This is a genomic window from Lachnospiraceae bacterium GAM79 (genome assembly GCA_020735665.1).
GTDB lineage: Bacteria > Bacillota > Clostridia > Lachnospirales > Lachnospiraceae > Coprococcus.
In genome coordinates, this window is the sequence record CP085928.1 from 2,040,691 (window position 1) to 2,066,985 (window position 26,295).

General features: G+C 42.0%; 20 protein-coding genes. 5 read left to right on the forward strand and 15 right to left on the reverse strand.

The features are described 5' to 3' along the window. Positions 1 to 66: 66 nt before the first annotated feature. The 7 genes from mfd to LK416_09220 form a co-directional block, all read right to left on the reverse strand. Positions 67 to 3,591 carry a transcription-repair coupling factor gene (mfd, locus tag LK416_09190; GenBank protein UEA73850.1) on the reverse strand — a complete coding sequence of 1,175 codons (3,525 nt, stop codon included), beginning with the start codon at positions 3,589 to 3,591 and terminating at the stop codon, positions 67 to 69. Positions 3,592 to 3,726: 135 nt separating this feature from the next. Beyond that, entirely contained in the window at positions 3,727 to 4,284 is a 558-nt protein-coding gene (gene pth, locus LK416_09195; GenBank protein UEA73851.1) for an aminoacyl-tRNA hydrolase, read from the reverse strand. 1 nt (position 4,285) lies between these two features. Further along, the gene (locus LK416_09200; protein ID UEA73852.1) at positions 4,286 to 5,044 is read right to left on the reverse strand and encodes an NTP transferase domain-containing protein; all 759 of its coding nucleotides are present in this window, start codon (positions 5,042 to 5,044) and stop codon (positions 4,286 to 4,288) included. A gap of 214 nt (positions 5,045 to 5,258) precedes the next feature. Next, a complete protein-coding gene (locus tag LK416_09205; GenBank protein ID UEA73853.1) occupies positions 5,259 to 5,678 on the reverse strand; it encodes a hypothetical protein in 420 nt (139 codons plus the stop codon). 102 nt (positions 5,679 to 5,780) lie between these two features. Continuing rightward, positions 5,781 to 6,041: a septation regulator SpoVG gene (gene spoVG, locus LK416_09210; GenBank protein ID UEA73854.1), complete on the reverse strand. Its 261-nt coding sequence runs from the start codon at positions 6,039 to 6,041 to the stop codon at positions 5,781 to 5,783. A 29-nt stretch (positions 6,042 to 6,070) separates the two neighbouring features. Next, positions 6,071 to 7,195 carry a glucose-1-phosphate adenylyltransferase subunit GlgD gene (glgD, locus tag LK416_09215; protein UEA73855.1) on the reverse strand — a complete coding sequence of 375 codons (1,125 nt, stop codon included), beginning with the start codon at positions 7,193 to 7,195 and terminating at the stop codon, positions 6,071 to 6,073. Between the two features lie 2 nt (positions 7,196 to 7,197). Then, positions 7,198 to 8,466 carry a glucose-1-phosphate adenylyltransferase gene (locus LK416_09220; GenBank protein ID UEA73856.1) on the reverse strand — a complete coding sequence of 423 codons (1,269 nt, stop codon included), beginning with the start codon at positions 8,464 to 8,466 and terminating at the stop codon, positions 7,198 to 7,200. 356 nt (positions 8,467 to 8,822) lie between these two features. On the opposite strand from LK416_09220, the gene LK416_09225 reads away from it, so the two are divergent. Beyond that, a complete protein-coding gene (locus tag LK416_09225; protein UEA73857.1) occupies positions 8,823 to 10,430 on the forward strand; it encodes an asparaginase in 1,608 nt (535 codons plus the stop codon). A gap of 319 nt (positions 10,431 to 10,749) precedes the next feature. On the opposite strand, the gene LK416_09230 is transcribed toward LK416_09225, so the two are convergent. Next, complete coding sequence (locus tag LK416_09230) at positions 10,750 to 11,145, reverse strand: transcriptional repressor (protein ID UEA73858.1); 396 nt, start codon at positions 11,143 to 11,145, stop codon at positions 10,750 to 10,752. A 243-nt stretch (positions 11,146 to 11,388) separates the two neighbouring features. Between LK416_09230 and LK416_09235 the strand changes: the two genes are divergently transcribed. Genes LK416_09235 through LK416_09245 form a run of 3 tightly spaced genes read left to right on the forward strand, consistent with a single transcriptional unit; the run spans position 11,389 to position 13,248 of the window. Further along, entirely contained in the window at positions 11,389 to 11,745 is a 357-nt protein-coding gene (locus tag LK416_09235; protein ID UEA73859.1) for a GntR family transcriptional regulator, read from the forward strand. A 27-nt stretch (positions 11,746 to 11,772) separates the two neighbouring features. Beyond that, positions 11,773 to 12,459, forward strand: a complete 687-nt coding sequence (locus LK416_09240) for an ABC transporter ATP-binding protein (protein UEA73860.1) — start codon at positions 11,773 to 11,775, stop codon at positions 12,457 to 12,459. Between the two features lie 18 nt (positions 12,460 to 12,477). Next, positions 12,478 to 13,248 carry an ABC transporter permease gene (locus LK416_09245; GenBank protein UEA73861.1) on the forward strand — a complete coding sequence of 257 codons (771 nt, stop codon included), beginning with the start codon at positions 12,478 to 12,480 and terminating at the stop codon, positions 13,246 to 13,248. Positions 13,249 to 13,567: 319 nt separating this feature from the next. On the opposite strand, the gene LK416_09250 is transcribed toward LK416_09245, so the two are convergent. The 5 genes from LK416_09250 to LK416_09270 all read right to left on the reverse strand — a co-directional run bounded on the left by LK416_09250 (position 13,568) and on the right by LK416_09270 (position 21,373). Next, entirely contained in the window at positions 13,568 to 14,578 is a 1,011-nt protein-coding gene (locus LK416_09250; protein ID UEA73862.1) for an alpha/beta hydrolase, read from the reverse strand. Positions 14,579 to 14,619: 41 nt separating this feature from the next. Continuing rightward, positions 14,620 to 15,078 (reverse strand): Lrp/AsnC family transcriptional regulator, encoded by a 459-nt coding sequence (locus tag LK416_09255; GenBank protein UEA75900.1) that lies wholly within the window; start codon positions 15,076 to 15,078, stop codon positions 14,620 to 14,622. A gap of 245 nt (positions 15,079 to 15,323) precedes the next feature. Continuing rightward, the gene (locus LK416_09260; GenBank protein UEA73863.1) at positions 15,324 to 16,580 is read right to left on the reverse strand and encodes a Glu/Leu/Phe/Val dehydrogenase; all 1,257 of its coding nucleotides are present in this window, start codon (positions 16,578 to 16,580) and stop codon (positions 15,324 to 15,326) included. Positions 16,581 to 16,781: 201 nt separating this feature from the next. Next, positions 16,782 to 18,926, reverse strand: a complete 2,145-nt coding sequence (locus tag LK416_09265) for an AAA family ATPase (GenBank protein ID UEA73864.1) — start codon at positions 18,924 to 18,926, stop codon at positions 16,782 to 16,784. A 53-nt stretch (positions 18,927 to 18,979) separates the two neighbouring features. Next, positions 18,980 to 21,373 (reverse strand): S8 family serine peptidase, encoded by a 2,394-nt coding sequence (locus tag LK416_09270; GenBank protein ID UEA73865.1) that lies wholly within the window; start codon positions 21,371 to 21,373, stop codon positions 18,980 to 18,982. 178 nt (positions 21,374 to 21,551) lie between these two features. Between LK416_09270 and LK416_09275 the strand changes: the two genes are divergently transcribed. Further along, complete coding sequence (locus LK416_09275) at positions 21,552 to 21,977, forward strand: peptidylprolyl isomerase (protein UEA73866.1); 426 nt, start codon at positions 21,552 to 21,554, stop codon at positions 21,975 to 21,977. Positions 21,978 to 22,458: 481 nt separating this feature from the next. Here the strand turns inward: LK416_09275 and LK416_09280 are convergent, their stop codons facing one another. Together LK416_09280 and LK416_09285 are read right to left on the reverse strand one after the other, a co-directional pair. Beyond that, positions 22,459 to 23,784, reverse strand: a complete 1,326-nt coding sequence (locus LK416_09280; GenBank protein UEA73867.1) for a uracil-xanthine permease family protein — start codon at positions 23,782 to 23,784, stop codon at positions 22,459 to 22,461. A 245-nt stretch (positions 23,785 to 24,029) separates the two neighbouring features. Then, positions 24,030 to 26,285 (reverse strand): ABC transporter permease, encoded by a 2,256-nt coding sequence (locus LK416_09285; GenBank protein UEA73868.1) that lies wholly within the window; start codon positions 26,283 to 26,285, stop codon positions 24,030 to 24,032. Positions 26,286 to 26,295 lie beyond the last annotated feature (10 nt).

The window sequence follows — 26,295 nt, forward strand, 5'->3', positions numbered from 1 at the left end:
AACTCACCGATTTCGGTGTCTGCATCGCCCTGCAAACATTACAGATTTCGGTATGCTGATCATCCTTTATTCTTCTGCAAGCTCCGCGATATCGGCTACAACCGCTCTCGCCTGCTTCCAGATCTCTTTCTCTGTGATCGTCTTCATCTTAAGCACAAAAGACGGACTGTTGCCGATCACAAATTTCATGCTTCCTCTATATTTATCTAATAACGAATCAATCTTTGCTGTGTCGATCTTCGCCTGTTTAAACATCGAAAACCGTAGTTCCGCCCCCGCCAGCATAATGCTGGTTATATAGGCACGATTTGCCTTTGCCTTTAATAAAGATACATCAAGCAGGTTCAGAACCTCTGTCGGCATCTCTCCGAATCTGTCATTTAATTCGTCAATAATATCGTCATAGTCATCATCCGATGCGATATGTGATATCCGCTTGTACAGATCCAGCTTGATAAATTCATTCTTGACATATTCAGCCGGTATATAAGCATCCACCGGAAGCTGTACGGTTGTCTCGAACCGTTCTTCAACCTTCTCGCCCATCTCCTGACGGATCGCATCATTTAACATCTTGCAGTACAGATCATAACCAACTGCTTCCATATGACCGGACTGATCCTCGCCTAAGATATTTCCCGCGCCACGGATCTCCAGATCCTTCATGGACACCTTGATTCCGGAACCAAGATCGGTAAATTCCCGAATTGCTTTCAGTCTCTTTTCCGCAGTTTCTTTAATAAGTTTATCCCGACGGTACATCAGAAATGCATATGCATTCCGATCTGAACGACCGACACGGCCGCGGAGCTGATACAACTGGGATAAGCCAAATGTATCTGCATCATGAATGATCATGGTATTTGCATTCGGAATATCCAAGCCTGTCTCGATGATCGTCGTAGTAACCAGCACATCAATCTCATGATTGATAAACCGGTACATGATGTCCTCCAGCTGTCGTTCATGCATCTGGCCATGCGCATACTCAACGACTGCATCCGGTACAAGGGATGCGATCTCCGATGTGACCATCTCTATATTATTTACCCGGTTATATACATAATATACCTGACCATCCCGCGCCAGCTCACGCTTGATCGCTTCTTTGACAAGTTCGGGATCAAGCTCCATGACATAGGTCTGGATCGCCCGTCTGTCAACCGGTGCTTCTTCCAGAACACTCATATCCCGGATACCGATCAGGCTCATATGAAGTGTACGAGGAATAGGAGTCGCTGTCAAGGTCAGAACGTCTACATTTGTCTTCATCTGCTTGATCTTTTCCTTATGTGTTACACCAAACCGCTGCTCCTCGTCTATGATCAGCAGACCAAGCTGCTTAAATGCCACATCCTTGGACAACAGCCGATGTGTTCCGATCACGATATCCACCTTTCCGGCCTTCAAATCGGCGATCGTCTCCCGTACCTCCTTCGGTGTACAGAAACGGCATAACAGCCGGATCTCGACCGGGAATTCCTTCATACGTTCTTTGAATGTATTATAATGCTGCTGTGCAAGGATCGTAGTAGGCACAAGATATGCAACCTGTCTGCCATCGTATACCGCCTTAAATGCCGCACGGATCGCAACCTCTGTCTTACCAAAGCCCACATCACCACAGATCAGACGATCCATGATCTTGCTGCTCTCCATGTCTGCCTTTGTCTCTGCGATTGCTTTCTTCTGGTCATCCGTTTCCTCGTACGGGAACATTTCCTCAAATTCCTGCTGCCAGATCGTATCCTTCGAATAGCAAAAGCCCTGTGATGCCTGTCGTTTCGCATACAGGTTCACCAGTTCCTTTGCGATCGTTGCAACATGACCTTTTACCCGGCTTCTGGTCTTCTCCCAGTCCTTGCTGCCGAGCTTGTTGATCTTCGGCCGTCTGCCCTCTTTATCACTGTATTTCTGGATACAGTCTACCTCAGAGGCCAGCACATAGAGCTTTCCGCCCTCTGCATAATTGATCGTTACATAATCTTTTAAGACACCGTCCACTTCGACCTTCTCGATACCGCCATAGATACCAACACCATAGCGTTCATGAATCACACAGTCACCCACGCTGATATCAGAGAAATCCTTGATCACTTCACCGGAATACCGCGGCTTCTGGTTCTTCTTTTTCTTCATACTGCTCCGTGCAGTAAAGACGTCGCCTTCATTTATCACAACCAGCTTCAGCTCCGGGAACTCAAATCCTGCCCGAAGTCTTCCTGTCGTAACCATTACCTCTTTCTCAGAAAGAACACGGTCGGTATCCTCTGAATAGAAGCACGCCACATCATGGCTGGTCAGATTCTCAACCATGCGTTTTGCTCTGGTCGTCGATGGTGAGATAAATATGATACGGTAATTCTTCTCTCGCCATTTTCCGATATCCGCAATCAACGCTTCAAAATTATTTCTGTAAGAATTAACTACACGGCTGTCATATGTTACATCATGCCGGATCGTAAAATACCGATCCTCATGATACAGAATAGAAAATGCGAGCGTCTGAAACGCCTGCATCTTCTGCACGATTGCCGGATAAGTAAATAAAATATTCATCATACCCGGAAGGATATAGCCACCCTCCAGACGGCTCTCCATGCTCTCAAGGAAGGTCGCCATATAGTTATCCGCATAATCTGATATCCGCGAAGTCTCATCCAATAAAATAACTGTATTCTTTGTGCGGAAGCAGTCTAAAAGTGATACTGTCTTACTGTAGAAATACTCTACATAGCTGTCGACTCCAGCCATTCCATGGAACTCAGTCAACTGCTCTTTGATCTCCCCGATCTGCTTCTTCAGACGGGCAGCTTCCTCTGTCTTGAACTCTTTCCGCAGCTTCTCATAATATGGCTTGAACTCCTGCTCAAGCTTACGGATACCCTGCGCCGTCCTGCGATCAGACAACACCATCTCGCTTGCCGGATAGATCTGGATCTCCTGCACCTGTTCGATCGACCGCTGGCTTTCCACATCAAAGCTTCGGATGGTATCGACCTCCGTATCCCACATATCGATACGATATGGACATTCCTCTGTCAGAGGGAAAATATCAATGATACCACCACGCACAGCAAACTGTCCGACACCATCTACACTGTCTGCCTTTTCATACCCCAGTTCCACCAGACACTTCTTAAGCGCCTCGACGTCCAGTTCTTCTGCCTCACGGATCGTCACCACATTTTTCTTAATATAGGACAGATCCGGCATCCTATCAAATAACGCATCTACCGTCAGAATGATCGTACAGGCTTCTCCCTCGATCAGTCGTCTGAAAATATCCATCCGCCGTCTGGTGATAGAATTTCCATGGATATCTGAGCTGTAAAATAAAATATCCTTCGACGGATACATATACACCGCTTTATCATAGAAACGGAAGTCCTCATATAACTGTTCCATTCTCTGTTCGCTGTAGGTTACGACCAGCCTTACATGTGCATCGGATGAAAATGCATGCATCAGATACACCCGGTCTGTTCCGTCATTTCCGGATATATTGACGATGCCATCCTGCTCTTTTAACCAGTCCTTTATCTGTATATAATTTTCGGTATGTTTTACAGGCTCATTGATTGCCTTCATATCGACGCCAAATGCCAGGCTGATACAGCCTGGCTCCCTTTCTTTTTTATTTTCTGATTATTTATACCTGTCTGATCGTATCCACAGCTTTACCCTGTATACGACCTGTTCCGATCAACACATTTTATCTTTCAGTTAATTATATTTATTCATTGCTGCTGCCGCGCTGTCTTTTAATATCAATGCGATCGCATCACCGGCATTATCACAGCCTGCCTTGATCTCCGGAAGTTCATCTTTTCCAAATCTGGATAATACATAATCTGCAAGATCCATACGATCCGGTTTCTTTCCGATTCCGACACGGACCCGGACAAATTCCTGTGTTCCCAGATGTGAAATAATATTCTTCATTCCATTATGTCCGCCGGCACTTCCCTTTTCACGAATCCGAAGCTTGCCGACTGCCAGATCGATATCATCATAAGCAACGATCACATCGGATGGATCGCATTTGTAATAATCGACCAGCTCCCGGACACTTTCTCCACTCAGATTCATAAATGTCTGTGGCATTGCAAGGATCACTTTCTCTCCTTCTATCATGCCCCTGCCATAGATCGCTTTATGCTTCTTTTCACTCAATTCTATATTATATTTATCTGCAAGTCCTACAATTACGGAAAATCCTACATTATGTCTGGTTCCCGCATATTTGGTTCCCGGATTTCCAAGTCCTACTATCAGTTTCATCTTATCTTGACCTCATTATCTCTTCTGCTTCTGCAAGCTGTTCCAGTGTATTAACACCCTTGATCTGATCTGCATCCTCCATGGCTGCCGCATCGACCGGAAGTCCCATTTTCTTGATGATCTCAATGGTATCCGGCAGATAATATTCACCCTGTGCATTATCATTTGTAATCTGTGAAAGTGCTGCCAGTAATGCATCACATTTGAAAATATACATACCGGAATTTACTTCTCTAACCGCCTGTTCTTCCTCGGTTGCATCCTTCTGTTCTACGATCTTTGATAAGCCTTTCTCATCACGGATAATTCTTCCGTATCCAAATGGATCTGAAAGCATCGCTGAGATAACCGTAACACCATTTCCTGCTGCAACATGCTTCTTGATCGCCTGCTCTAATGTCTTACCGGTTACAAGTGGTGTATCTCCGCAAAGGACAACAACATCTCCCTCCGTGCCGATAAAATCAGAAGCACACTTGACCGCATGACCGGTTCCAAGCTGTTCGGTCTGTAGTGCATAGCTTACTACATCCTGCATTTCTTCTGTCTTATCAAGCTTCGCATAAGTATCTTTAATACTTTTTTCTACTTCTTCTGCCTTGTATCCAACGATCACACAGACTTTATCACATCCGGCAACTCTTGCCGCTTCTATCGAATAGTATACCATCGGTTTCCCAAGCACCTCGTGCACAACCTTTGGCTTTTCAGATTTCATTCTTGTTCCCTTGCCTGCTGCAAGGATGATTGCTTTCAGCATTGTCCTATTATCCTCCAAATAAAATATGAGATTACCACAGCTAATTTTACTTTATCCCTATTTCATTTTCAACCATATGGTGGAAATATTTCGTACATTCATCAAATTCTTCCTTACCACATGATAAACATTTCATAAATATAATCTCCTCTCAAATTAAATGAACAACTTATTTATTGAATTTCGTCTCACAACCACTTTATTAATCGACACTTTAATCACAATTCATTTTCTGAAAAGGAACAGATATCCCCATCATCGCACCAGCTAAAATCATTATGCTGGCATAAATCTCATTCAAATTAAAACATACCATAATCATAGCCAAAATAACAAAAATGGAGCAAATCCCCAGTTGAAGATTCTTTATTTTTCCTTTTTTATCCTTTTTTAACTTAACTGTTAAAAATCCTACATCCAATAAAATATAGAGAATAAAGTCTACAATGAATAAAGCAATGTTTAAATCTTTTTCATAACAAATCGCTAAAATAATATTATACAATCCCAAAGCCACAGAACATACTTTGGTTAATTTAGCGTTCCAAATCACATTTGGAATCTTCCATTTGAAAGTAGACCAAACAATCAAAAAACAACCCGAAAACAATATCATTACTCTATTTATTTCCATAAACCTTCTCTCCCCTTGTTATAGATCTTTACCATATATAAATACCAATACTAACACTAAAGCCAGCCACTGCATCTACAGTGGCTGGCTCCGTTTCACGTCTTAAGCTTCCAGTGATTCCTGATATTTCTCAAGTATCATCCGCTGCAGACGTTCTCTTGTCTCAGTATTGATTGGATGTGCGATATCTCTGTACTCACCATCTGCTGCTTTCCGGCTAGGCATCGCAATAAACAATCCCTTATCACCCTGGATCACTTTGATATCATGAACTACAAATTCATTATCAATTGTGATCGAAACGACGGCTTTCATCTTACCTTCTTTTTCAACACCCCTGACTCTGATATCGGTCACCTGCATCGTGTGTACCCCCTTGTCTTTCTTATCTGCTACAATGCGTATCTGAAATTCTTCTCCACGATAACCTTGATGTCATCCGGGCTACCCTGATGAACTGTATTTGCACGGATCGTATCTCTACTTTCTACAATACAGTTTTCAATTACACAATTATCCCCAATGTGTACATCGTTCAGAATGATAGAATTTCTGATCACACAGTTGTTGCCAATGTATACCTTCTTAAATAATACTGAATTCTCTACAGTACCATTTATGATACATCCACTTGCTACCAGGCTGTTATTCACAACCGCTTCCCCATTATACTTTGCTGGTGGAAGATCCTCCACCTTGGAGTAGATGTCAGGATGCTGCTTGAAGAAATAGTTTCTTACATCTCTGTTCAGGAAATCCATGTTTGTCTTATAGTAAGACTCCTTGGTTCCGATGTTTCTCCAGTAAGTATCCATCTTATATCCATAAATCTTCTTTACATTCTTATATCTTACAAGAATATCTCTTACAAAATCAGTTCTGCCTTCATTTGCACAGGTTTCCAGTAATTCGATGAGCTGTCTTCTTCTGATCACATAGATACCGGTTGAGATCGTATTGTTGCCTGCAACCAGTGGCTTCTCCTCGAAATCTATGATACGGTTGTCCGCATCCATCTGTACTACACCGAAACGGTTCACATCATCTTCTCCCGGTTCGAGATCCTTACATACAACTGTAATATCTGCGCCCTTGCTGATGTGTTCTTCCAGAACCTTACCATAATCCAGCTTGTAGATACCATCACCGGATGCAATAACTACATATGGCTCATGACTTTCCTTCAGGAAATTAATGTTCTGATAAAGGGCATCCGCTGTACCCTTATACCAATAGCTGTTCTCTGATGTAATGGTTGGTGTGAATATATAGAGACCACCCTGTTTTCTTCCGAAATCCCACCATTTGCTGGAATTCAGATGTTCATTCAGAGATCTGGTATTGTACTGTGTAAATACCGCTACCTTCTGGATATGGGAATTTGTCATATTCGAAAGGGCAAAATCAATAGCTCTGTAACCGCCAGTAATAGGCATAGCTGCAACAGCTCTCTTTGCTGATAATTCGCCCATCTTGTTGCTATTACCACCTGCTAAAATTATACCTAATGCTCTCATCTCTATTCACCTGCCTTTATAATACTTCCGCCACTCTTTAAGTTGCCATCCGGATAATCTTCCGGAGTAGTCACACCAGATATAGCAGTATTCTTACCGATTGTTACACCATCAGGAATAACTGAGTTTTCTCCGATCGTAACAAGTCCAAATGAATAAATCTGTGGCTTGAATTCATTGACAGCTTCTTCTCCGATTCCAAGCTTAGCATCCTTACCAATCTTAACATTCTCTGCGATGATAGCCTTGTCCATATATGCATTCTCACCGATCGTTGCGTTATTCATAATGATCGAATTACGGATGACTGCACCCTTTTCGATCGTAACACCGGAACCGATAACGGAATTCTCAACATCGCCGTACACCTCTGTTCCTTCACCGATGATACATCTGCTTACTCTGCCGCTTGCATCTATGTACTGTGGTGGGATCGCATCTGTCTTGGTGTAGATCTTCCAGAACTCCTCATACAGATTGAATTCAGGAACAATATCTACTAACTCCATATTTGCTTCCCAGTAAGAACCAAGTGTTCCTACATCCTTCCAGTAACCCTTGAAGTCATATGCACAGATCTTCTTGCCATTTGAATGGCAGTATGGAATGATGTGCTTACCAAAGTCACATTCCGGCTGATCCTTCATCTTTACAAGTGCTTCACGAAGCACCTTCCAACTGAATATATATATACCCATAGATGCTTTGTTACTTCTAGGATTTGCAGGTTTCTCCTCAAATTCTGAAATAACATTGTTCTCATCTGTAATTACAACGCCAAATCTGCTAGCTTCTTCCCATGGTACCTGATATGTTGCAAGTGTGATATCTGCATCACAGGATTTGTGATATTCCAGCATGTTCTCATAGTCCATCTTGTAGATATGATCACCAGATAATATCAGAACATATTCCGGATTATAATAGTCTATAAACTCCAGGTTCTGATAAATAGCATTTGCAGTACCTGTATACCATTCGCTGTTATCACTTTTCTCGTATGGTGGAAGAACTGTCACGCCTCCTATGTTACGATCCAGATCCCAAGGGATACCGATTCCAATATGCTGGTTAAGCCTCAGTGGTCTGTACTGTGTAAGAACACCTACTGTATCAACACCTGAATTAATACAGTTGCTTAATGGGAAATCGATAATCTTGTATTTGCCGCCAAAAGCTACAGCCGGCTTAGCCAGATTAGAGGTCAGAACGCCTAAACGGCTTCCCTGTCCTCCTGCAAGAAGCATGGCTATCATTTCTTTTTTAATCATAATGTCACCCCTTCGTGCGTATTAATATAAATGCATTATACCACTGTTTTTGTAATAAGCAAAGTTTTTTATTGCATTTTCACAATAAAAGTTGAAAGAATATAGAAATTTTAAACATTTTTACAAAATAAACATATATTTTGCATGAATTTCCCATGTATCTTTTAACAATTTTCACTGTGCATTTTTGATTAAAAAAATTTCTTTCCTATATTCTCCGGGTAGAAATGGTTTTCTACTTGTGATAAACTCTAATTAATTATTTTACCAATATACTTTCAGGCTGTTACACAGATTTTGACCTGTCATCATCCCACAAATGCCTGAGTATACGAAGATGAAAGGAAGAAGAACTTATGGCTGAAATTTTAGTAAAAGAATACCGTGGCGATGTTGTTGAAAATGTACATTATGGATCTATTGCTATTGTTTCATCAACCGGCGAAACGATTGCTTATACCGGTGATATCGAGCGCCAGACTTATATGCGTTCCGCAAGCAAACCGATCCAGGTGCTTCCTACCCTGCTCGCAGGTCTTCATAAAAAATATAACCTGAGCGAGGAAGAAGTAACGATCTGTAATTCCTCTCACTGGGGCAGTAATCATCACATCTATGTACTTCAGAGCATCATGGAAAAAACGGACTTAAAAGAAGAAGATATGATCATGAATCCAACGATCTCCACATCTGCAACACCGCTTGCGGACAAGCTTGCACTTGGTTCCAAGCTGAATCCTGTAGAGGGCAAGAGCCGTTTGCAGCACTGCTGCTCCGGCAAGCACTTAAGCCTTATGATGCTGCAGCGTGAACTGACAGGAAAAGTCACCGGCTACCAGCTTCCGGACTCTCCTGTCCAGAAGCAGATCATTTCATTCTTATCCATGCTAAGCCAGACTCCGACTTACCGGATCAGTCTGGGAATCGACGGCTGTGGTGTTCCAGTATTTGCACTTCCAATGCGTAATATCGCACTTGCTTATGCAAAACTTGCAGATCCGTTCAACCTGCCGGATGATATACGGGAAGCAATCACCTATAACTTCGACTGTATTAACAAGCATCCTGAAAAGATCAACGATTACTTTACACCATCTTACTATGTAAATAAGAACCCGGATCTTCTTATGAAGGACGGTTCCAGAGGTGTGATCTGTATGGCGATCCGAAGCCGGAAGCTCGGTATCGTGATCAAGCTCGAAGATGGCTGGAGCGACGAATATCAGGGAATCATTGTTGCCCGTATTTTGGAGCAGCTTCAGTATGATGATAAAGAACTGATTGAACAGCTTAAGAAAACGTATAACACAAAGATTTATAACGACTGCAAGGATGAGGTCGGACACGCCGAAGCAGATTTTGATATCCATATCGAGCAGTCCTATTTCGATGAATTATTCGGAAATGCAGAACCGGAAGAAGACGATTCGGATGAATCTGATGCAGGCACTGCAGACGAAAGCGCTGATTCCGAAGATTCTGATATTGATTCTTCAATCGAAGACGAAGACATGGACGAACTTGAAGATGATGATACCGACGAAACCGATAAATCGTCCGGACAAAAGAACAGCTTTGAAAGTTCCGACTTTATAAGCAGTCTTTTGAATATGCGAGGCAAAAAATCCCGGTCAAATTCCGAGCATAAGCCTGTCACAGATCATAATGATATGGATGAACCGGAAGACATCGACGAGGTTTCCGAAGCAGATGAAGATATGGAAGATGAGGAACAGCTCCCTGCAGAAGAACGTGCCAGACGCCGTGCAATCCGTGACCGCAGATCTATTCTCGGTCAGAATGTTGTCCTGCCATCATCAAACCAGACTTTCATCCAGAATCCAATGACCGACCCGATGCGTCCTGTAAAATCTGCCAAGGTGATCTCCACCATCCAAAATAATGACGCCGAATTCGAAGTCTTTGACAAGAAAGACAATGAAGATAACAAAGAGCAGGAATAACACCATGCTTTGACTGGTTGTTCAAGTTTTATATAAGATTGTAATATAGCACACACATACAACAACACCCATATGGTTATTCCACTATAAATGACTTACTGCGGTTTCTGTTTGCAGCACATGTCTGATTCGTAAATACTCCTGTGCCAACTCGCCTTCGGCTCAAACAGGCACTCGTATTTACTGACAATGTGCAGCTCACAACGAAATCCTCGTATATGTCATGTTATAATGGAACAACCATATGGGTGTTGCTGTATGTGTATGCTATATTTTATACAATCTTATATAAATCCTGATAGTGTTATAAAGCATGGTGTTATTCCTGCTCGTTCTGACATTCAGGGCAGATGCCGACATATTCAAGATTGTGGGATGAAATGATAAAGTCCTCATCCGCCAGTCTGCCTCGCTCATCGATCTCAGGATCATATGGGACATGGCTGTCGAAGATTCTTCCGCATTTAGTACAGATAATATGATAATGTGGAACCGGATTGCCGTCAAAATGTTCATTCTTATCAAATGAGAATACATTCATGATAATGCCGTCATCAACCGCATCCGCCAGCACCCTGTACACGGTCGATGCACCTATATTATATCCCCTCTCCATAAGAATCTGATGAAGCTGCTGGGCAGTCGGATGACATTTTAATTCTTTTATAACCGAATATATAACCTGTTTTTGTTTTGTATTTCTTTTCTCTGCCATACCTGTTCACTCCAATAATTTATTCCGAATTTACTTTTGATAAGTCTATACTAACACATATTTTGTCAGGTTTGAACACCTTTTTAAGAATTGTTCTCATTAATTTTAGCCTTTATCCGGCAAATCACCTGTAAATGGAAGTTTTTGCCGGCAAATTAATATTTATAAATTTATTTTTTATGCTTGACATTCTAAGTGTATTGGTGTACTATCTGGCTAGTACAGTAGTTAGGAGGGAAGCATTTGGAATTTAAATCAAACCTGCCGATCTACCTTCAGGTCATCGATGATATAAAAAAGAAGATTATTACAGGTGCCCTGCCACTTGGTACCAAGCTCCCATCATCCAGAAAGCTTGCTATCCAATATGACATCAACCCGAACACCGCGGCCCGGGTTTATAACGAGATGGAATCTCTCGAACTGTCATATACGAAACGTGGAATTGGTACATTTGTAACAGAAGATCCTCAGGTAATTGATCGGCTGAAACAGGAACAGTTAAAGCAGATCCTTACAGTTCTGGATGAACAGCTCACCGGTATGGGATATACACCGACAGAGATCATCCGATTATTACAGGACTACTATTCCCTGTAAAAACAAGTATTGAAAGGAATGAATACTATGATTAAATGTGAACACTTAGTAAAAAAATATATGAGTACGACCGCAGTTTCGGACCTGTCACTGGATATTATATCCGGTAACATTTATGCGCTACTCGGTCCGAACGGAAGTGGTAAATCTACCCTTATGAAAATGATCGCCGGACTTTCAAAACCGACCTCCGGTACGATCACGATGGATAACCGGCCATTAGATTACAAAGCTAAAGCGCATATCGCATATATGCCTACAGAAGCCTATTTCTTCGGTTATATGAACTGCATCGATGTCGGAAAATATTACCGTGATTTCTTCGCTGATTTTGATTATGACAAATACATGCGATTGTTACAGGAAATGGATCTGTCGCCAAAGCAAAAAGTGCGTGAGATGTCATCCGGTATGATGGCAAAGCTGAAGATCGTTGCAACGCTTTCAAGGAATTCGGAAGTTATTATGTTAGACGAACCATTAAACGGCATCGATATCATTGCCCGCGAAAAAATCATTCATACAATCGTGTCTAATATCTCAGATGACACCGCCGTTATCATGTCAAGCCATCTGGTCGATGAACTGGAAAAGATCATTGATCATGCCATCTTCATCAAAAACGGAACCTGTGTATTACAGGGTAATGCAGAAGAACTTCGTATCGCACAGGGCAAATCCATTGTTGATATGTATAAAGAAATCTACGCATAAACTGGGAGGTATTGAATTATGTTAAAAATGTTAAAATATGAATTTCGCCGTGGAATCTTTCCACTTCTGATCGTAGGGATCGTCATAGCTGCCATTGAGCTTTACTTTCTCATTGGTACGTTAACCGAACATGCAAATCACTCTGTTATTGCTATTGCCCTGCTTATTCTCGCGGCTTTCTGCTGTTACCTGTTTGTATTGATCTACGGCATAATCAGTTACAGTCAGGATCTGAAAAACAAATCGGGATATCTGGTCTTTATGGCTCCTATATCCAGCTATAAAGTAATCGGCGCCAAACTGTTATCCATCCTGCTGACAGGTGCAATAATCGTTGCTGTTATATTCGGATTACTGACCTTAGATCTCAGCCTGGCATACTCCACATATGACTCCATTGATTCTTTTTATGATTTTCTAAGCAATATTCTTGAAATGGGGGGATATTCCCTGGGCGGCGTTATCTTAAGATTACTGGCATTTATCCTCGTATTCCTGATCCAGTTCTTTATGACGATCACACTTGCCTACCTTGCGGTATCGGTATGCTCCACCATTCTTCAGACAAAGAAAATTAAAGGTTTTATCAGTTTCGTACTGTTCATCGTCTTCTATGTGATCCTGTCTGTAATTGCTTCTAAGATTCCCCATCTGTCCAATCCCGGACCGGATGCGACATTTATGGAAGCCATGTATGCCATGATCCCACAGATCGCACTCTACTTCGTAGTAATGGTGGCAAGCTATATCGGAAGCTCCGTGCTCCTCGAAAAGAAGATCAGCTTGTAAATATACTCAGCACGAACGAACAGGCAGCAACCCTCAACCGGGGCATTCTCAAACACGCATGACTACTCATTACTGTTTCCATTGCAAAAACTTATCATGACTCGATATAACAGGAAACACATTTGTATATAAAACAAGGGCATATCTGTAAAATCATAGCATGAACGACTGAGTTTCAATGATTCGATGCTGCTGCAAAGGACACAACGAATTTATCGTGTCCGGCGCAGCATGCAGATCGAATCTGAATTGAAACGAAGGTAGTCATGCGTATTTTACAGATATGCCCTGTTTTTATTACTAAAATGTGTTTCCGTCCCTACACCCCTATGGTGTGCAGGTCGATCCAGTTATAGATATCGTAATATGCCTGAATATTATTGATCTCGTTTATGACTTCGTGACGCGCATCCTTGTACAGGATGCATTTGACATCATCTGTGATATATCTGCTGTATTTGTTGTATAAAAGCTTCACGTCCAGGCCATAGTGTCCGACCGGATCTTTGCTTCCTGATATGAATAATACCGGCATATTCTTTGGCACATTTGCCAGATTATCCTCATCCTGAATAAATTCCAGTGTTTTGAATAACGTCTTGTAGCCCTTTACCGTAAAGGTATAGTCATACATCGGGTCTGCCATATATTTGTCAACCTGAACATAGTCTCTGCTCAGCCAGTCTTTCACGGTACGCTTCCGTTTCTCACCGTTCATGATCGTCATTCTGGGAATACCGAAAAGGTAAGTACCAAATGCAAGCACCTGCAACAATTTGCTTCTATGCTTCTCACCACGGAGCATACTCTCCACTCCGGCTACTGCCTCTCCGATCTTCAGCATACACTTCGGATGTCCGCCCGTTCCCATACAGATAAAACCATCTATGCTGGCATTTTTCTGCACCTTTGCAGGGTACTTTGGATCTTTTGCATATTCGCATATATACCTTCTTGCAATAAATGAACCCATGCTGTGTCCCATAAGGAAATACGGAAGATCCGGATATGCCCTTTTTATGCATCTGGTCACACGATGAACATCTGCTGCCATCGTCTTACTGGCATCATAAGCATACATATAACCCATCTCGGATTTATTTCTGGCTGTCAGTCCATGCCCCAGATGATCATTTCCACATACCAGAATTCCTCTGGCAGCCATAAATCTTGCAAAATGATCATAACGCTCCATGTCCTCTATCATACCATGAGAGATCTGAAGCACCGCCTTGATCTCTCCTTGCGGAATCCAGACAATGACATGTAATTTATCTCTTCCGTTGGATGATGGAATATATGTCTCTTTTTTCTTTACGTTCTGTTTCATAAGCAACCTCCCATTGTTAGTATCCGCTTTCGGAAAAAAATTTATGCATTCGGCTCCTGATTTTCTTCCTTCCAGTAGATATTTCTGTGTTCTACAGAGGTCGAGAATGCGATCAAAGTCTTTGTTTTTCCAAATCTCTGCAATTCACCGATAAACAGATCCAGCGCCATCGTTGTCTCAAAGATAACCTCGATCAGCATGGAATAGTCACCGGTCACACAATTACATTCCACAACATTTTTGCAGTTCTTGATAAATGGATAAAAATCCTGTTTGTCGTTCGGCTCTACCTCTAAATTAATAAATGCTTTTGTATAATATCCCAGTGCGATCGGATTGATCTGTACCTGAAAGCCCTCGATCACCCCTGCTTCCTTTAACCGCTCTATTCTTGTAGATACTGCTGTTGATGACAGAAAAACACATTCCGCAATATCCTTTAAAGACATACGAGCATCCTTCTCTAACAGTTCCAGAATCTTCTGATCCACCTCATCCAGACAGTAAGCTGTCTCTTTTACTTCACGCATAGTTTTACTCTCCATTTTCTTATACATCTCATCTTCCCAATACCTTCATTTATATAGAAACTTTGGTATAGAAAAAGGACATCCTTCATCTGAGAAGGACATCCCTTTCATATTTCTGATATCAATGTACTTCTATCTATCCTGTCTGTATTTTACTACTAATAACAGGATAAATCCAGCACTAAAAATACCATGTAGTATTGCATCTGTATATTTTACGGGAATATACCCTTGATCTCTTCCGTATGGATCAATCGTTTTAAGGCAATGATATAGGCTGCCATCCGCAAAGTACAATGACTCTTTTTGCTCTCCTCCACGATTTCTCCAAATGCTTTCGTCATGATCGTTTCAAGCATCTCATTTACCTGCGGTTTTTCCCATGTCATTTCCTGAATGTTCTGTACCCATTCAAAATAAGAAACAATAACACCGCCGCTGTTTGCAAAAATGTCCGGCACAAGCTTGATACCTCTTTCTGCAAGGATCGGATCTGCATCTGCTGCCGTCGGTCCATTTGCACCCTCAACGATATAAGAACATTTTAACTTCTCCGCAACCTCTTTCGTGATCTGATTTTCAAGCGCTGCTGGAACCAGCACGTCACAATCACAGGTAAGAATATCTGTATTCGAAATATGGATAACACCATCTTCCTGATAGTCTGCAAGCAGACCACCGGCTTCTACATAAGCTGTTACCTTATCTGCATCCAGTCCGGTCTCCTTATAGATTCCACCCGACACATCACTGATTGCTACAACAACTGCACCTCTGTGTCCAAATATCCTGGCTGTATTGCCGCCAACATTACCGCATCCCTGAATTGCAACCTTAGTACCCTCTAACACCTTGCCATCTTCTGCAAGAAGGAGCTTGGTACTGATCACAACTCCACGTCCGGTTGCCGACGGTCTTCCCTTGGAACCGCCAAGCTCTAGCGGTTTTCCTGTCACAACTCCGGGACAAGGTTTGCCCTTTAACTGGCTGTATGTATCTAACACCCATGTCATGATCTGTGCATTTGTATTCACATCAGGAGCAGATATATCGGTATCTGCTCCGATGATCGGCTCGATCGCATAGGTATATCTTCTCGTCAACGCACACAATTCCCGTCTGGAAAGTGTAGCCGGATCTACTTTGATACCACCCTTCGCTCCTCCAAATGGTATATTTGCCACTGCACATTTTAATGACATCCATGTTGCAAGTGCTTTGACTTCATTCAGCGATACGTCCTTGTGATAACGTATACCTCCTTTGAACGGTCCTCTGATATTTGAATGCTGGACTCTGTATCCTTCAAATACCTTAACACTTCCGTCATCCATCTCCACAGGAAGGTAAACCTTAGTCTCACGCTGTGGATTCCTGATGATCTCAAACATCCTCTTGTCAATTCCGCCAATGTTCATGGCTTCTTCCATCACTGCTACCACATTCTCATATGGGTCGTACTGTCTGCTCATCTTCGTATCTCCTCGTTTAACAAATATTTTATTGTCACGAGTTATCCGGTGTTACCTGTAAGGGATAAACCTTTTGACAAGAGGCATTCTAGTCCTCCTGCATTTATACGTCAATATCCCAAGTCAAAGACCATTCAAAATGATATTTTCAGGCATTTTATCTTAATAATGTATATTTGTTACAAACCAAACTTGAAATAATCAAGTTTGGTTTGTAACATCGATCACATACAACTGGTGCAGTGCTCTTGTACAGGAAATGTAAAATGCATGTCGGCTGATCCGGTTTTCCATCACATCCTGTTCATTGATAACAAATACTGCATCGAATTCCATCCCCTTTGCAAGAAACTTCGGAAGAACGACCACACCTCCATTATAGACAGTCGACTGATTCGTAAGATATGTCACCTGCTCATATTCTTCCAGTTCTTTGTACATGGCAAATGCACGTTCTTCATCATCACAGAGAATTGCCACATTATCAAAATCATCCAGTTCTCCATAATCAAGCTTCTCTGCGATAAATCCGGCAGCATCTTCTATACTCTCCGCCTGCTCTGTTACCGGCTCCATGCCATGGCGGTTAAGTGGATGGGCCTCCACCTCGTCTGACGCCCGGTCTGCTTCCAGTATCCTGTTACAGAATTCTGTGATCTCACAGGTTGAACGATATGCAGTATCCAGAGCCTTGATCTGGCAACCACCTGTTCCTCCATGCGGCACAAATACCGTCTGCAATACATCCAGCACCGTTTCCTCCGGATTATAATAAAGCACCTGCAGACTGTCACCCAGTATCGTCTTCTTACATTTAAAAATACGATCCAACACCGCATACTGAAATATATTGTAATCCTGCATCTCATCGATCACGAGATGCTTGATATTGTCATAAGACTTGCATCCATAGAAATAAATCTGCAGATAAAAGACTGCCAGAATATCTTCATAGCACACCTTTCCATACTCATTCCGGTATTGTTCGATACCCGGATGCTGTTCAGCCTGACTGTTAAGAAAGTCCTGATATAATTCGATCAGGTTGCGCTCCGCATATTGATAAATCATCTCTTTTGTGATCTGGTTTTCCATCTTCTGATGCTTCTCATCCGTAAATGCCTGATCCTGTTCATCCTCTACCCGGTCTGCTATAAAATATGCGATCTTCTCAAAACGTTCATAGACCGGATATCTGGCAAAACGATTATAAAACATCTTCTCGATCTGGTCCTTTGTAAATTCTGTTTTCTCAAAATGGAAATCTTTAAACTTAATATTTTCCGTATAATCTTCCAGATATTTGTTAAATGCCTGATAGAACGCAATCGATGATTTCCATGCAATATTCTTCATCTCCGGACTTTCCATATCGGGATGCGTCGTGATCCGGTCTGCCTGTTCCAGCTTTGTCTCATAATCACAGTCCACAAACAGGATTTCCTCCATCAGAGAATCAAATTCCTTCTCCGGTACATTATCCTCGCCGACCTCCGGCAGCACACCGGCAATATAATCGCCAAAGATTCCATTTGGCGACAGGATCATAACATTGTCTGCCGACATCGTCTTACGATTGTTGAATAACAGCCACGCCAGTCTGTGCATCGCAACTACTGTCTTACCACTTCCTGCCCGTCCGTCCACAATAAGATTATAAGCGGTCTTATTACGGATCAATGCATTCTGTTCTTTCTGGATCGTTGCAACTACGGATTTCATCTTCGTGCCGCTGTTCTTTCCCAGTGCATCAAGCAGGATCATATCATTGATCTTCTCATCGGTATCGACTGCATTATGTAGTCTTCCATTGCTGATATCAAATTGCTTCTTCTCTACGATCTTTCCAGAATATTCTTTATCGGGTGCCTGATAGGATGCCTCGCCCTTCTCATAATCATAATACATCGATGCGATCGGAGCACGCCAGTCATAGACCTTCTGATCCTGTTCTTCCATCGACCAGTAGCCGTTTGTTCCGATATAGACCGGAAGAACCTGTCCATCCTCCTGATACTCAAATGCAATCTTTCCAAAATACGGGTTCTCGATCTGATGCGCCAGTACATCCACCTGCTTTGCCGCATGTTCGATAAAAAACGTATCGTTATTTACATTGTTCATGTTCTGCAGGAATTCCTCGTCGTCCATATCACCGTGGCTGTCACGCATATATTTCTTCTGTGCTTTGATCGCCTGATTCCGATATTCCATGCTTTCCTGTGTCGTCTGAAGATCACACTGCAGCTCATTTTCTACTTCTTCAAAATATTCCTGTTCTTCTTCCGGCGTTGTCTCTCTATATGTTTCCTGAACCTGTTTCTTGTCCATTTTCTTTCCTTTCAAAACAGACATCACCCGAAATCTGATCCACCTGACTTCAAATGATGTCTGTCTTCTTATTTCTTTTTTAATTTTATTTTCTTGCTATAACTGCCATAAGTCTTATTACACTTTGCTCTGACGCGGTACTCATAAGTCTTTCCGGACTTCGCAGTCTTATCCGTAAAGGATACCTTCTTACCGGAGGTCAATTCTCCGATCCGTTTCCACGAACCATTCTTCGTCCTTCTGTAGATCCGATAGCCCTTTGCACCCGCTACCTTTTTCCATGTCAGGCTTACACCTGATTTTTTGTTTGTTATCTTTGTTATCACTGTCTTTGCAAGATTTATACTGTATGGTACTTCTATCTTGCCACTGTAGTTACCCTTACCTGTGATCACGCAAATGGCAGTTCCCGGTTTATCTGCATTTTTATAAGTTACCTTATAATCAGATCTTGCAAGTCCACTTACAACAGCCTTCGGCTTGCAGTTTTTTCCTGCATATATATAACTCGTCTTCGACAGCTTTACCTTCTTCTTCGTCATATTCTTTTTAGATACAACCAGTTGGTAGCCGGCACTTGCGCTTTTATAATTTGCATCCGCAGCCACCTTGGCTGTGATCGTGCAGGAGCCTGCTTTTTTGATCGTGATATAACCGAACTGATCCGGCTCTGCAACAGCTGTATTTGACGACCGGTAAACTACTTTTCCTGTAGAATTCGTAGTTACCTCATACTTATAGTCAGCATTTCCGTACTTCTTTGTAAGCTTTTTCTTTGTAAATGATATCTCCGGCATGGCCTTCTCTGTTCCATCTGCATCATAATCCGTATATCTGGTATCAAGTCCCATATCATCAAAATAATCATGAAGTTTAATAACTCCCCAGCCGTACTTCTCGTCCCAGCCAAGAGTTCCTCTGTCCTCCGCATATTGCTTCAGACGATTCTTAACCCCTTTATAATTCAATTTGGGTTCTATCATCTTAATGTAAGCAATTGCCGCCACTACATGCGGTGTCGCCATCGACGTACCGGACATAGACTTCTTACCGCCACCAAGATATGTGGATACAACCGCCGTTCCCGGAGCAGCAAAATCGATCATGTCTCCATAGTTCGAATAATCCGAGGCGAACATTCCGTTATTTCTGATCGCTGACACGGTTATGACATTTTCTTTATTTGCAGGATACGTCATAGCAACATCAGATGCCTTATTCCCTGCTGCACAGCACACAACCGTTCCTGCTGTCTCGGCTTTCTTTAACACATCCTTCAAATAAGATGAATATGCCCATAACATTCCGGTCCAGCCGAAGCTCATATTTACCACATCTGCTTTCTGGTCTACTGCATATTGCAGTGCACTTCGAATTGCAAGATTCGATGATTTCCCATCTCCGTCAAATGCCTTCAACACCATAAAATTCACATTATCAGGTGTATTATCCGCTATTATTCCTGCTACATGCGTACCATGTCCGTTTTCGTCTACATATGCGGTTGTCTTTTTAACAGAATCAGAGCCTTTAAAATAAAAGCTTCTCCTCTTATCGACTCTGTTATTAAAAATCTTGTTTGTCGTATCCAGGCCGGTATCGATCAGGGCAACCGTCACATCTCTGTCTACCTGATAATAGTCATATTCAGCCTTCAGATAGCCCATACCCATATAAGATCCGCCCCATGACATTGTCTTATAATCTGTTACGCCGGTAAATGTCGCCAGCACGTCATCCGTAACAACCTGATCTATATAGCAATTATCTTTTCCATAATCAGATACCAGCTCATAATATGCATACTTTGTATCGGCTTCCGTTTCAAACTGCAGCACATATTCATTATATTTACCGTAATGAAGAATCTCGGAAGCACCATAATCATCTGTCAGCTTCCTGCCGTCCGTCAGAACCATAAGGCGCTTCAACTGATAGGTATCATCCGTCTTTTCCTTCTGAATGTTCTTATCTTCCGAATCTGCCAACTCTGCCGAATCCTGTTTCTCCGGTTCTTCCCACGTATCATTGATCAGAGCAACTACATCTGATGCATCATCCACTTCTTTTATCTTTGCATTCAGTGCATATTCACTCTGTATATTCTGTTCAGACTGTGTAGAAGCATCCTCTGTGTCTATCGAAGCCTCACTCCGGTTCATCAGATCATCTGATTCTTTATTATGCGCAGCATCCCCACTCAGCTCTGACACAGTATAAGAATCTCCGTGAATCCGAATCGTATTCTCCCGAGTATCCTCCGAAGGCAGATCCTCTATGTCGTATGTATGTATCGATGTTTTATTCGAATCTGTTCCTGTCTGATCCGAAAATCCTGTCTTCTTATCCGACAGTCCACCCCATGTAAAAACTGTGCATGTCAAAACAGCAGCCATTCCGATACAGATTCCTGCTTTTTTATAATTTGTCTTTCGACTGTTATTCTTTGAATCTTTTCTCATATTTTTCTCTTTCCTTAAAAACTGTCTTATAGCAGCATTATTCTTTATTGTAGCACATATCAAAAGTTTTGTGAACCGACGCGGCACTTTCAGGCAAAGGAATTTCACGAACATTTTATAGTCATTCTATCCATTTCATGTTAGAATAAGACATTCAATGAAATCGGAGGAATTTTTTATGAGTAACGAAGGCAAGAAATGTACGGTTCACTATACAGGAACATTTAACGATGGAACAAAATTTGATTCATCTTATGACCGTGGCGAACCGATCGACTTTGTATGTGGTGCAGGCATGATGATCAAGGGCTTTGACGAAGCTGTTAAGGGCATGGCGATCGGTGATATCATCGATGTACACCTTATGCCGGAAGAAGCATACGGCATGCCGGATCCTGAAAATATCTTGACCATTGAGATCAGCCAGCTTCCCGGTGCTGAGGATCTGGAAATTGACCAGAAGGTATTCCTGTCAAATCCAGCCGGACAGTCTTTCCCTGTTAAGGTAACCGCCAAGGATGACACTACGATCACCTTTGATGCAAACCATGAGATGGCAGGCAAGGAACTGAACTTCAAGATTGAACTTCTGGATGTAGAATAAACAGGAAAAAATTATGTACACCTGATATAAAATCTCCCAGACGTTCCGGATATGATATACTACGAATTTCTACTCGTCACACGCATCTATTCGCTCATGCTCCTGTGCCAACTCGCCTTTCAGGCTCAAACAGGCACCCGCATTCGCTGATAGCGTGTTTCTCGCAACAAAATTCTCGTATCTATCATATCCGGAACGTCTGGGAGATTTTTTATACCAAGTATACCACATTATATCCTCTAACATCTTCTCAATCTACATAAGCCTGAATCCAGCTTGTAATACAAAACTGCCATATTAAGACCTCAAGCGAGGATTTCGTTATGAAATGCATATACCAGCAAATGTGGGTGCCTGTCTGAGCCCAAAGGGCGAGTTGGCACAGGAACATTTGCGAATCAGGTATATGCAGTTCATCGAAACCACAGCGTGTCTTAATATGGCAGTTTTGTATTACAAGCCAATTCAGGCTTTATTCATTTTACTCGTCGAATTCGTAGTCTTTGCCCGGAAGGATTGCGTTTAAAGCAATTCCAAGGATAGCTGCGATAGCAAGTGATGTTAATGTGATAGATGTTCCTGCAACTGTGAAGGTAATACCATTACCGAATCCAAGTCCGCTGACAAGGATAACAGCAGCAACGATCAGGTTACGCGACTTTGTGAAATCCACCTTGTTCTCAACAACATTACGAACACCGATAGCTGAGATCATTCCATACAGCATGAAGCTGACACCACCGATGATCGATGCAGGAAGTGAACCGATACACTCAGCAACCTTTGGTGAAAAGCTGAGAAGGATCGCATATACAGCAGCCAGACGTACGACTCTTGGATCGTATACACGGCTAAGCTCAAGAACACCGGTATTCTCACCGTATGTTGTATTTGCAGGGCCGCCGAATGCAGCAGCAAATGCTGTAGCAAGACCATCACCGATCAGAGTTCTGTGAAGTCCCGGATCCTTGATGAAATTATTTCCTGTTGTAGCTGAGATTGCCGAGATATCTCCGATATGCTCCATCATGGTCGCAAGAGCGATAGGTGCCATTACAAGGATGGAAGTAATATTGAATTTACAAAGCTGGAACGGAGGAAGATCCACCCATCCGGCATCCTTTACTGCCTTAAATGTGAAGATTGCAGATCCGTCCGGATTGTGAACACCACATTTGAAAAGAATAAATGCAACTACATATGAGATCACAACACCCATAAGAATCGGAATGATCTTGAACATTCCTTTGCCCCAGATATTAAAAATTACGATAACTGCAAATGCGATAATTGCAAGAATCCAGTTTGTTTTTGCATTATTTACGGCTGATGGCGCAAGACTCAGACCGATACAGATAATGATCGGACCGGTAACAACAGGTGGAAGGAAACGCATAACTCGTTTTACGCCAACCAGTTTTACAACCAGTGCAAGAACCAGATACAACGCACCTGCTACTACGATACCACCACATGCATAAGGTAATTTCTCACCCATAGACATATCTTTGAAGATTCCGGTATCAAGATTTGCGACTGTGTGAAAGCCTCCTAAGAAAGCAAATGAGGAACCCAAAAATGCAGGCACCTTTAATTTTGTACATAAATGGAAGAATAATGTTCCGATTCCGGCACAGATCAGTGTAACCTGAATGGATAAGCCCTCTCCATTAAAATAAGTATTTACCAGAATTGGTACTAAAATAGTTGCACCAAACATGGCAAACATGTGCTGCAAACCTAACAGCAACATTTTCGGAACACCCAGTTCCCTTGCATCATAAATCGCTTCTTTTTTCTGATTCATAATAATCTCCCTTCTTCTATTGTACCTGTTTTACTGTGATACTATCGATCGAAATGCACGCCTTCTTTCGACAAAATCTCCAGCACACCATCTTTACGATGATAACATAAGAAGGGAGATTTGTGAACTGCAAATCTCCCTGTTTTTTTATAAATTTGTTATATTTGTAAAAACTTTCGATATTGAAAGTTTTTAGGTCGTTTTTGTTTCAGATCATTCAATTTTGAACATTACGATCAAATGACTTATTCAACATTTTTCAGCGCCTCATCCATTGGGATCCGTTTAATCCTTCTTACCTGGAAAACAGCGATGATTCCATAGGCTGCCATCGCCAGGATAAAGATCGCAGGATAAATATACGGAGCAATATAGATCGTCATCCATCCACTGATTGCTTCCTTCATCATCACATAATAGATGCCGGAGATCGCCACCTGTGAGAGAATGATTCCAAGGATGACACATACTGCCATCACCCAGGTTGTTGCAGACAGATACAGCTTGTTGATCTCTTTGTTCTCATATCCAAGGATCTTTACCATGGATATTGATATGGTATTCCTCTCAATGATCAGCTTTGTAAGCAGATAAACCATCAGCATGAACATCGCCAGTGCGAATACCTCAAACATATAGAACATCTGCCCCATGGAACGATCAAGCTGTCTTGATACCTTTGTCAGATCTTCCTCTGTGACGACTGTCGCGATCAGCTTCTCATCAATATCAGTCAGCTTCTCATTTGAGAAATATCCGGAGAAATATCCCTCTTCGACATCGAACATTTCCCGATATGTCTTCTCATTCATAAATACTGCCAATGCCGCAGGATATGTGCACACACCGGAAACCTTTATCTTATAAGAATCGGATGAATATTCCTTATCCAGCGTGATCGTATCCCCGTTTTTCAGTTTATATTTGTCACGAAGTCCGTCAGAGATCAGCATTTCTCCATCCGCAGGCTGTACCTTGGAATACTTGCTGTCATCCGAGATACCATAGACCATGACTTCTTCATCTCTTATATCTGTTTTATAGATCAGGGAAGTTACCAAGTATTTCTCTGCATCCTTGTTCTCTGTTTCCACAGGCATTTTCAAAACGTACTGATAATCCGCAAGCATGTTGTCCAGTGTTTCATCCTGATAGTGTTTTAAAAGTGGCGACATCATCATTCCGAACATCAGCAAAACGATCGCAAATGTTACTCCAATAAACAATACGATATAGCTTGGCAGATTCTGCAGGATCACACGTATACGGAATCTGGTAAAGAAACGGAAATGTGGCAGCTTGACCGCTTTCTTTCTCCTTGACTTTGAAAGATCCCGTCTGATAAACCGAAGCGGTGACATACGGAGCTTCGAATAGATCATCCATGCTGTTATGACAAGCATCAGCACGATCGGAATAACCGTCGTTTTTACAAATGCTTCCGCATTCCATTTTGTCACATATTTTGTCAGACTGTAACTTCCATAATACATTGCCACACAGACATTTTTAAATACTGTATATCCCAGAACATTTCCGATTACAGCTGCTACAAATGTAACCAGGATCGGAAGAGAAATGTAATGTGCCAGTAATTCTCCTCTTGTGTAACCGGAGGCCCGAAGAGTACCGATCGTGCCGGCTTCCTTTACGATCGTATTGTTGATCGTAATCGCAAAGATAAATGCCATGATCACGATTATAATATAAAGCAGTGTTTCCACCATTATCGAATCACTACCCATATCCTCTCCGGTAAAATTAATTGCCTGATTCGTATATCTTGGAATAAACTTCTCCACTTCTCCATACTGACTGATCACCCTTGCAAGATCATCGGATACATCCTTCTCCGCTTTCTCATCTTCAGGTTCATCGTCATAGATCCAGGCATAAGAATAATGCATCAGCCCTTTGTCAAAGCTTTCAAACCGTTCATCCGTTACGATCGCAACACCGAACAGCACGGAATCAAACATCGTATCATTGTTATTCTGGAATAATGTGCTGTAATCAGATAATGCTACAAAGCCCGATACCTTATATGTCTGCCCATCAACCGACAGATCATCTCCTACCTTGATCCCATTATTTTCCGCATACATACGGTCAATTGCAATCTCGTCCTCTGCCGTAGGGAACGCTCCCTTCATCAGACAAACCTTATCCACATCTGTACGATTCTTAAAAATACGGAGTGTACTTTCATCCCCATCTTTTTCTACGATTTTCTCATAGTAATAATTCTCATACAGCTTTACACCCTCATCTTCAATCGCTCTCTTCACCTCGGATGATGCTTCATCCTTGTACTCAAAATTACCGTTCTCGATATTATACTTATCAAAGCTCTCATCATATGTAGCGATCATACTCTTACCGGCTACCAGAAAGCCGGACACAAAACCAATACTCAAGATCATAAACAGGAAAATAACCAGATACTTTCCAAGATCGGCAGCCAGCTCCTTCGGCAGCCGTTTCCATAATGGATTCTTCATATTATAAATT

What these genes read in the sequence shown, in the direction of transcription:
- mfd (UEA73850.1), bottom strand. Translation starts at nt 3,591, where the DNA reads ATGAAGGCAATCAATGAGCCTGTAAAACATACCGAAAATTATATACAG.
- pth (UEA73851.1), bottom strand. Translation starts at nt 4,284, where the DNA reads ATGAAACTGATAGTAGGACTTGGAAATCCGGGAACCAAATATGCGGGA.
- LK416_09200 (UEA73852.1), bottom strand. Translation starts at nt 5,044, where the DNA reads ATGCTGAAAGCAATCATCCTTGCAGCAGGCAAGGGAACAAGAATGAAA.
- LK416_09205 (UEA73853.1), bottom strand. Translation starts at nt 5,678, where the DNA reads ATGGAAATAAATAGAGTAATGATATTGTTTTCGGGTTGTTTTTTGATT.
- spoVG (UEA73854.1), bottom strand. Translation starts at nt 6,041, where the DNA reads ATGCAGGTGACCGATATCAGAGTCAGGGGTGTTGAAAAAGAAGGTAAG.
- glgD (UEA73855.1), bottom strand. Translation starts at nt 7,195, where the DNA reads ATGAGAGCATTAGGTATAATTTTAGCAGGTGGTAATAGCAACAAGATG.
- LK416_09220 (UEA73856.1), bottom strand. Translation starts at nt 8,466, where the DNA reads ATGATTAAAAAAGAAATGATAGCCATGCTTCTTGCAGGAGGACAGGGA.
- LK416_09225 (UEA73857.1), top strand. Translation starts at nt 8,823, where the DNA reads ATGGCTGAAATTTTAGTAAAAGAATACCGTGGCGATGTTGTTGAAAAT.
- LK416_09230 (UEA73858.1), bottom strand. Translation starts at nt 11,145, where the DNA reads ATGGCAGAGAAAAGAAATACAAAACAAAAACAGGTTATATATTCGGTT.
- LK416_09240 (UEA73860.1), top strand. Translation starts at nt 11,773, where the DNA reads ATGATTAAATGTGAACACTTAGTAAAAAAATATATGAGTACGACCGCA.
- LK416_09245 (UEA73861.1), top strand. Translation starts at nt 12,478, where the DNA reads ATGTTAAAAATGTTAAAATATGAATTTCGCCGTGGAATCTTTCCACTT.
- LK416_09250 (UEA73862.1), bottom strand. Translation starts at nt 14,578, where the DNA reads ATGAAACAGAACGTAAAGAAAAAAGAGACATATATTCCATCATCCAAC.
- LK416_09260 (UEA73863.1), bottom strand. Translation starts at nt 16,580, where the DNA reads ATGAGCAGACAGTACGACCCATATGAGAATGTGGTAGCAGTGATGGAA.
- LK416_09270 (UEA73865.1), bottom strand. Translation starts at nt 21,373, where the DNA reads ATGAGAAAAGATTCAAAGAATAACAGTCGAAAGACAAATTATAAAAAA.
- LK416_09275 (UEA73866.1), top strand. Translation starts at nt 21,552, where the DNA reads ATGAGTAACGAAGGCAAGAAATGTACGGTTCACTATACAGGAACATTT.
- LK416_09280 (UEA73867.1), bottom strand. Translation starts at nt 23,784, where the DNA reads ATGAATCAGAAAAAAGAAGCGATTTATGATGCAAGGGAACTGGGTGTT.
- LK416_09285 (UEA73868.1), bottom strand. Translation starts at nt 26,285, where the DNA reads ATGAAGAATCCATTATGGAAACGGCTGCCGAAGGAGCTGGCTGCCGAT.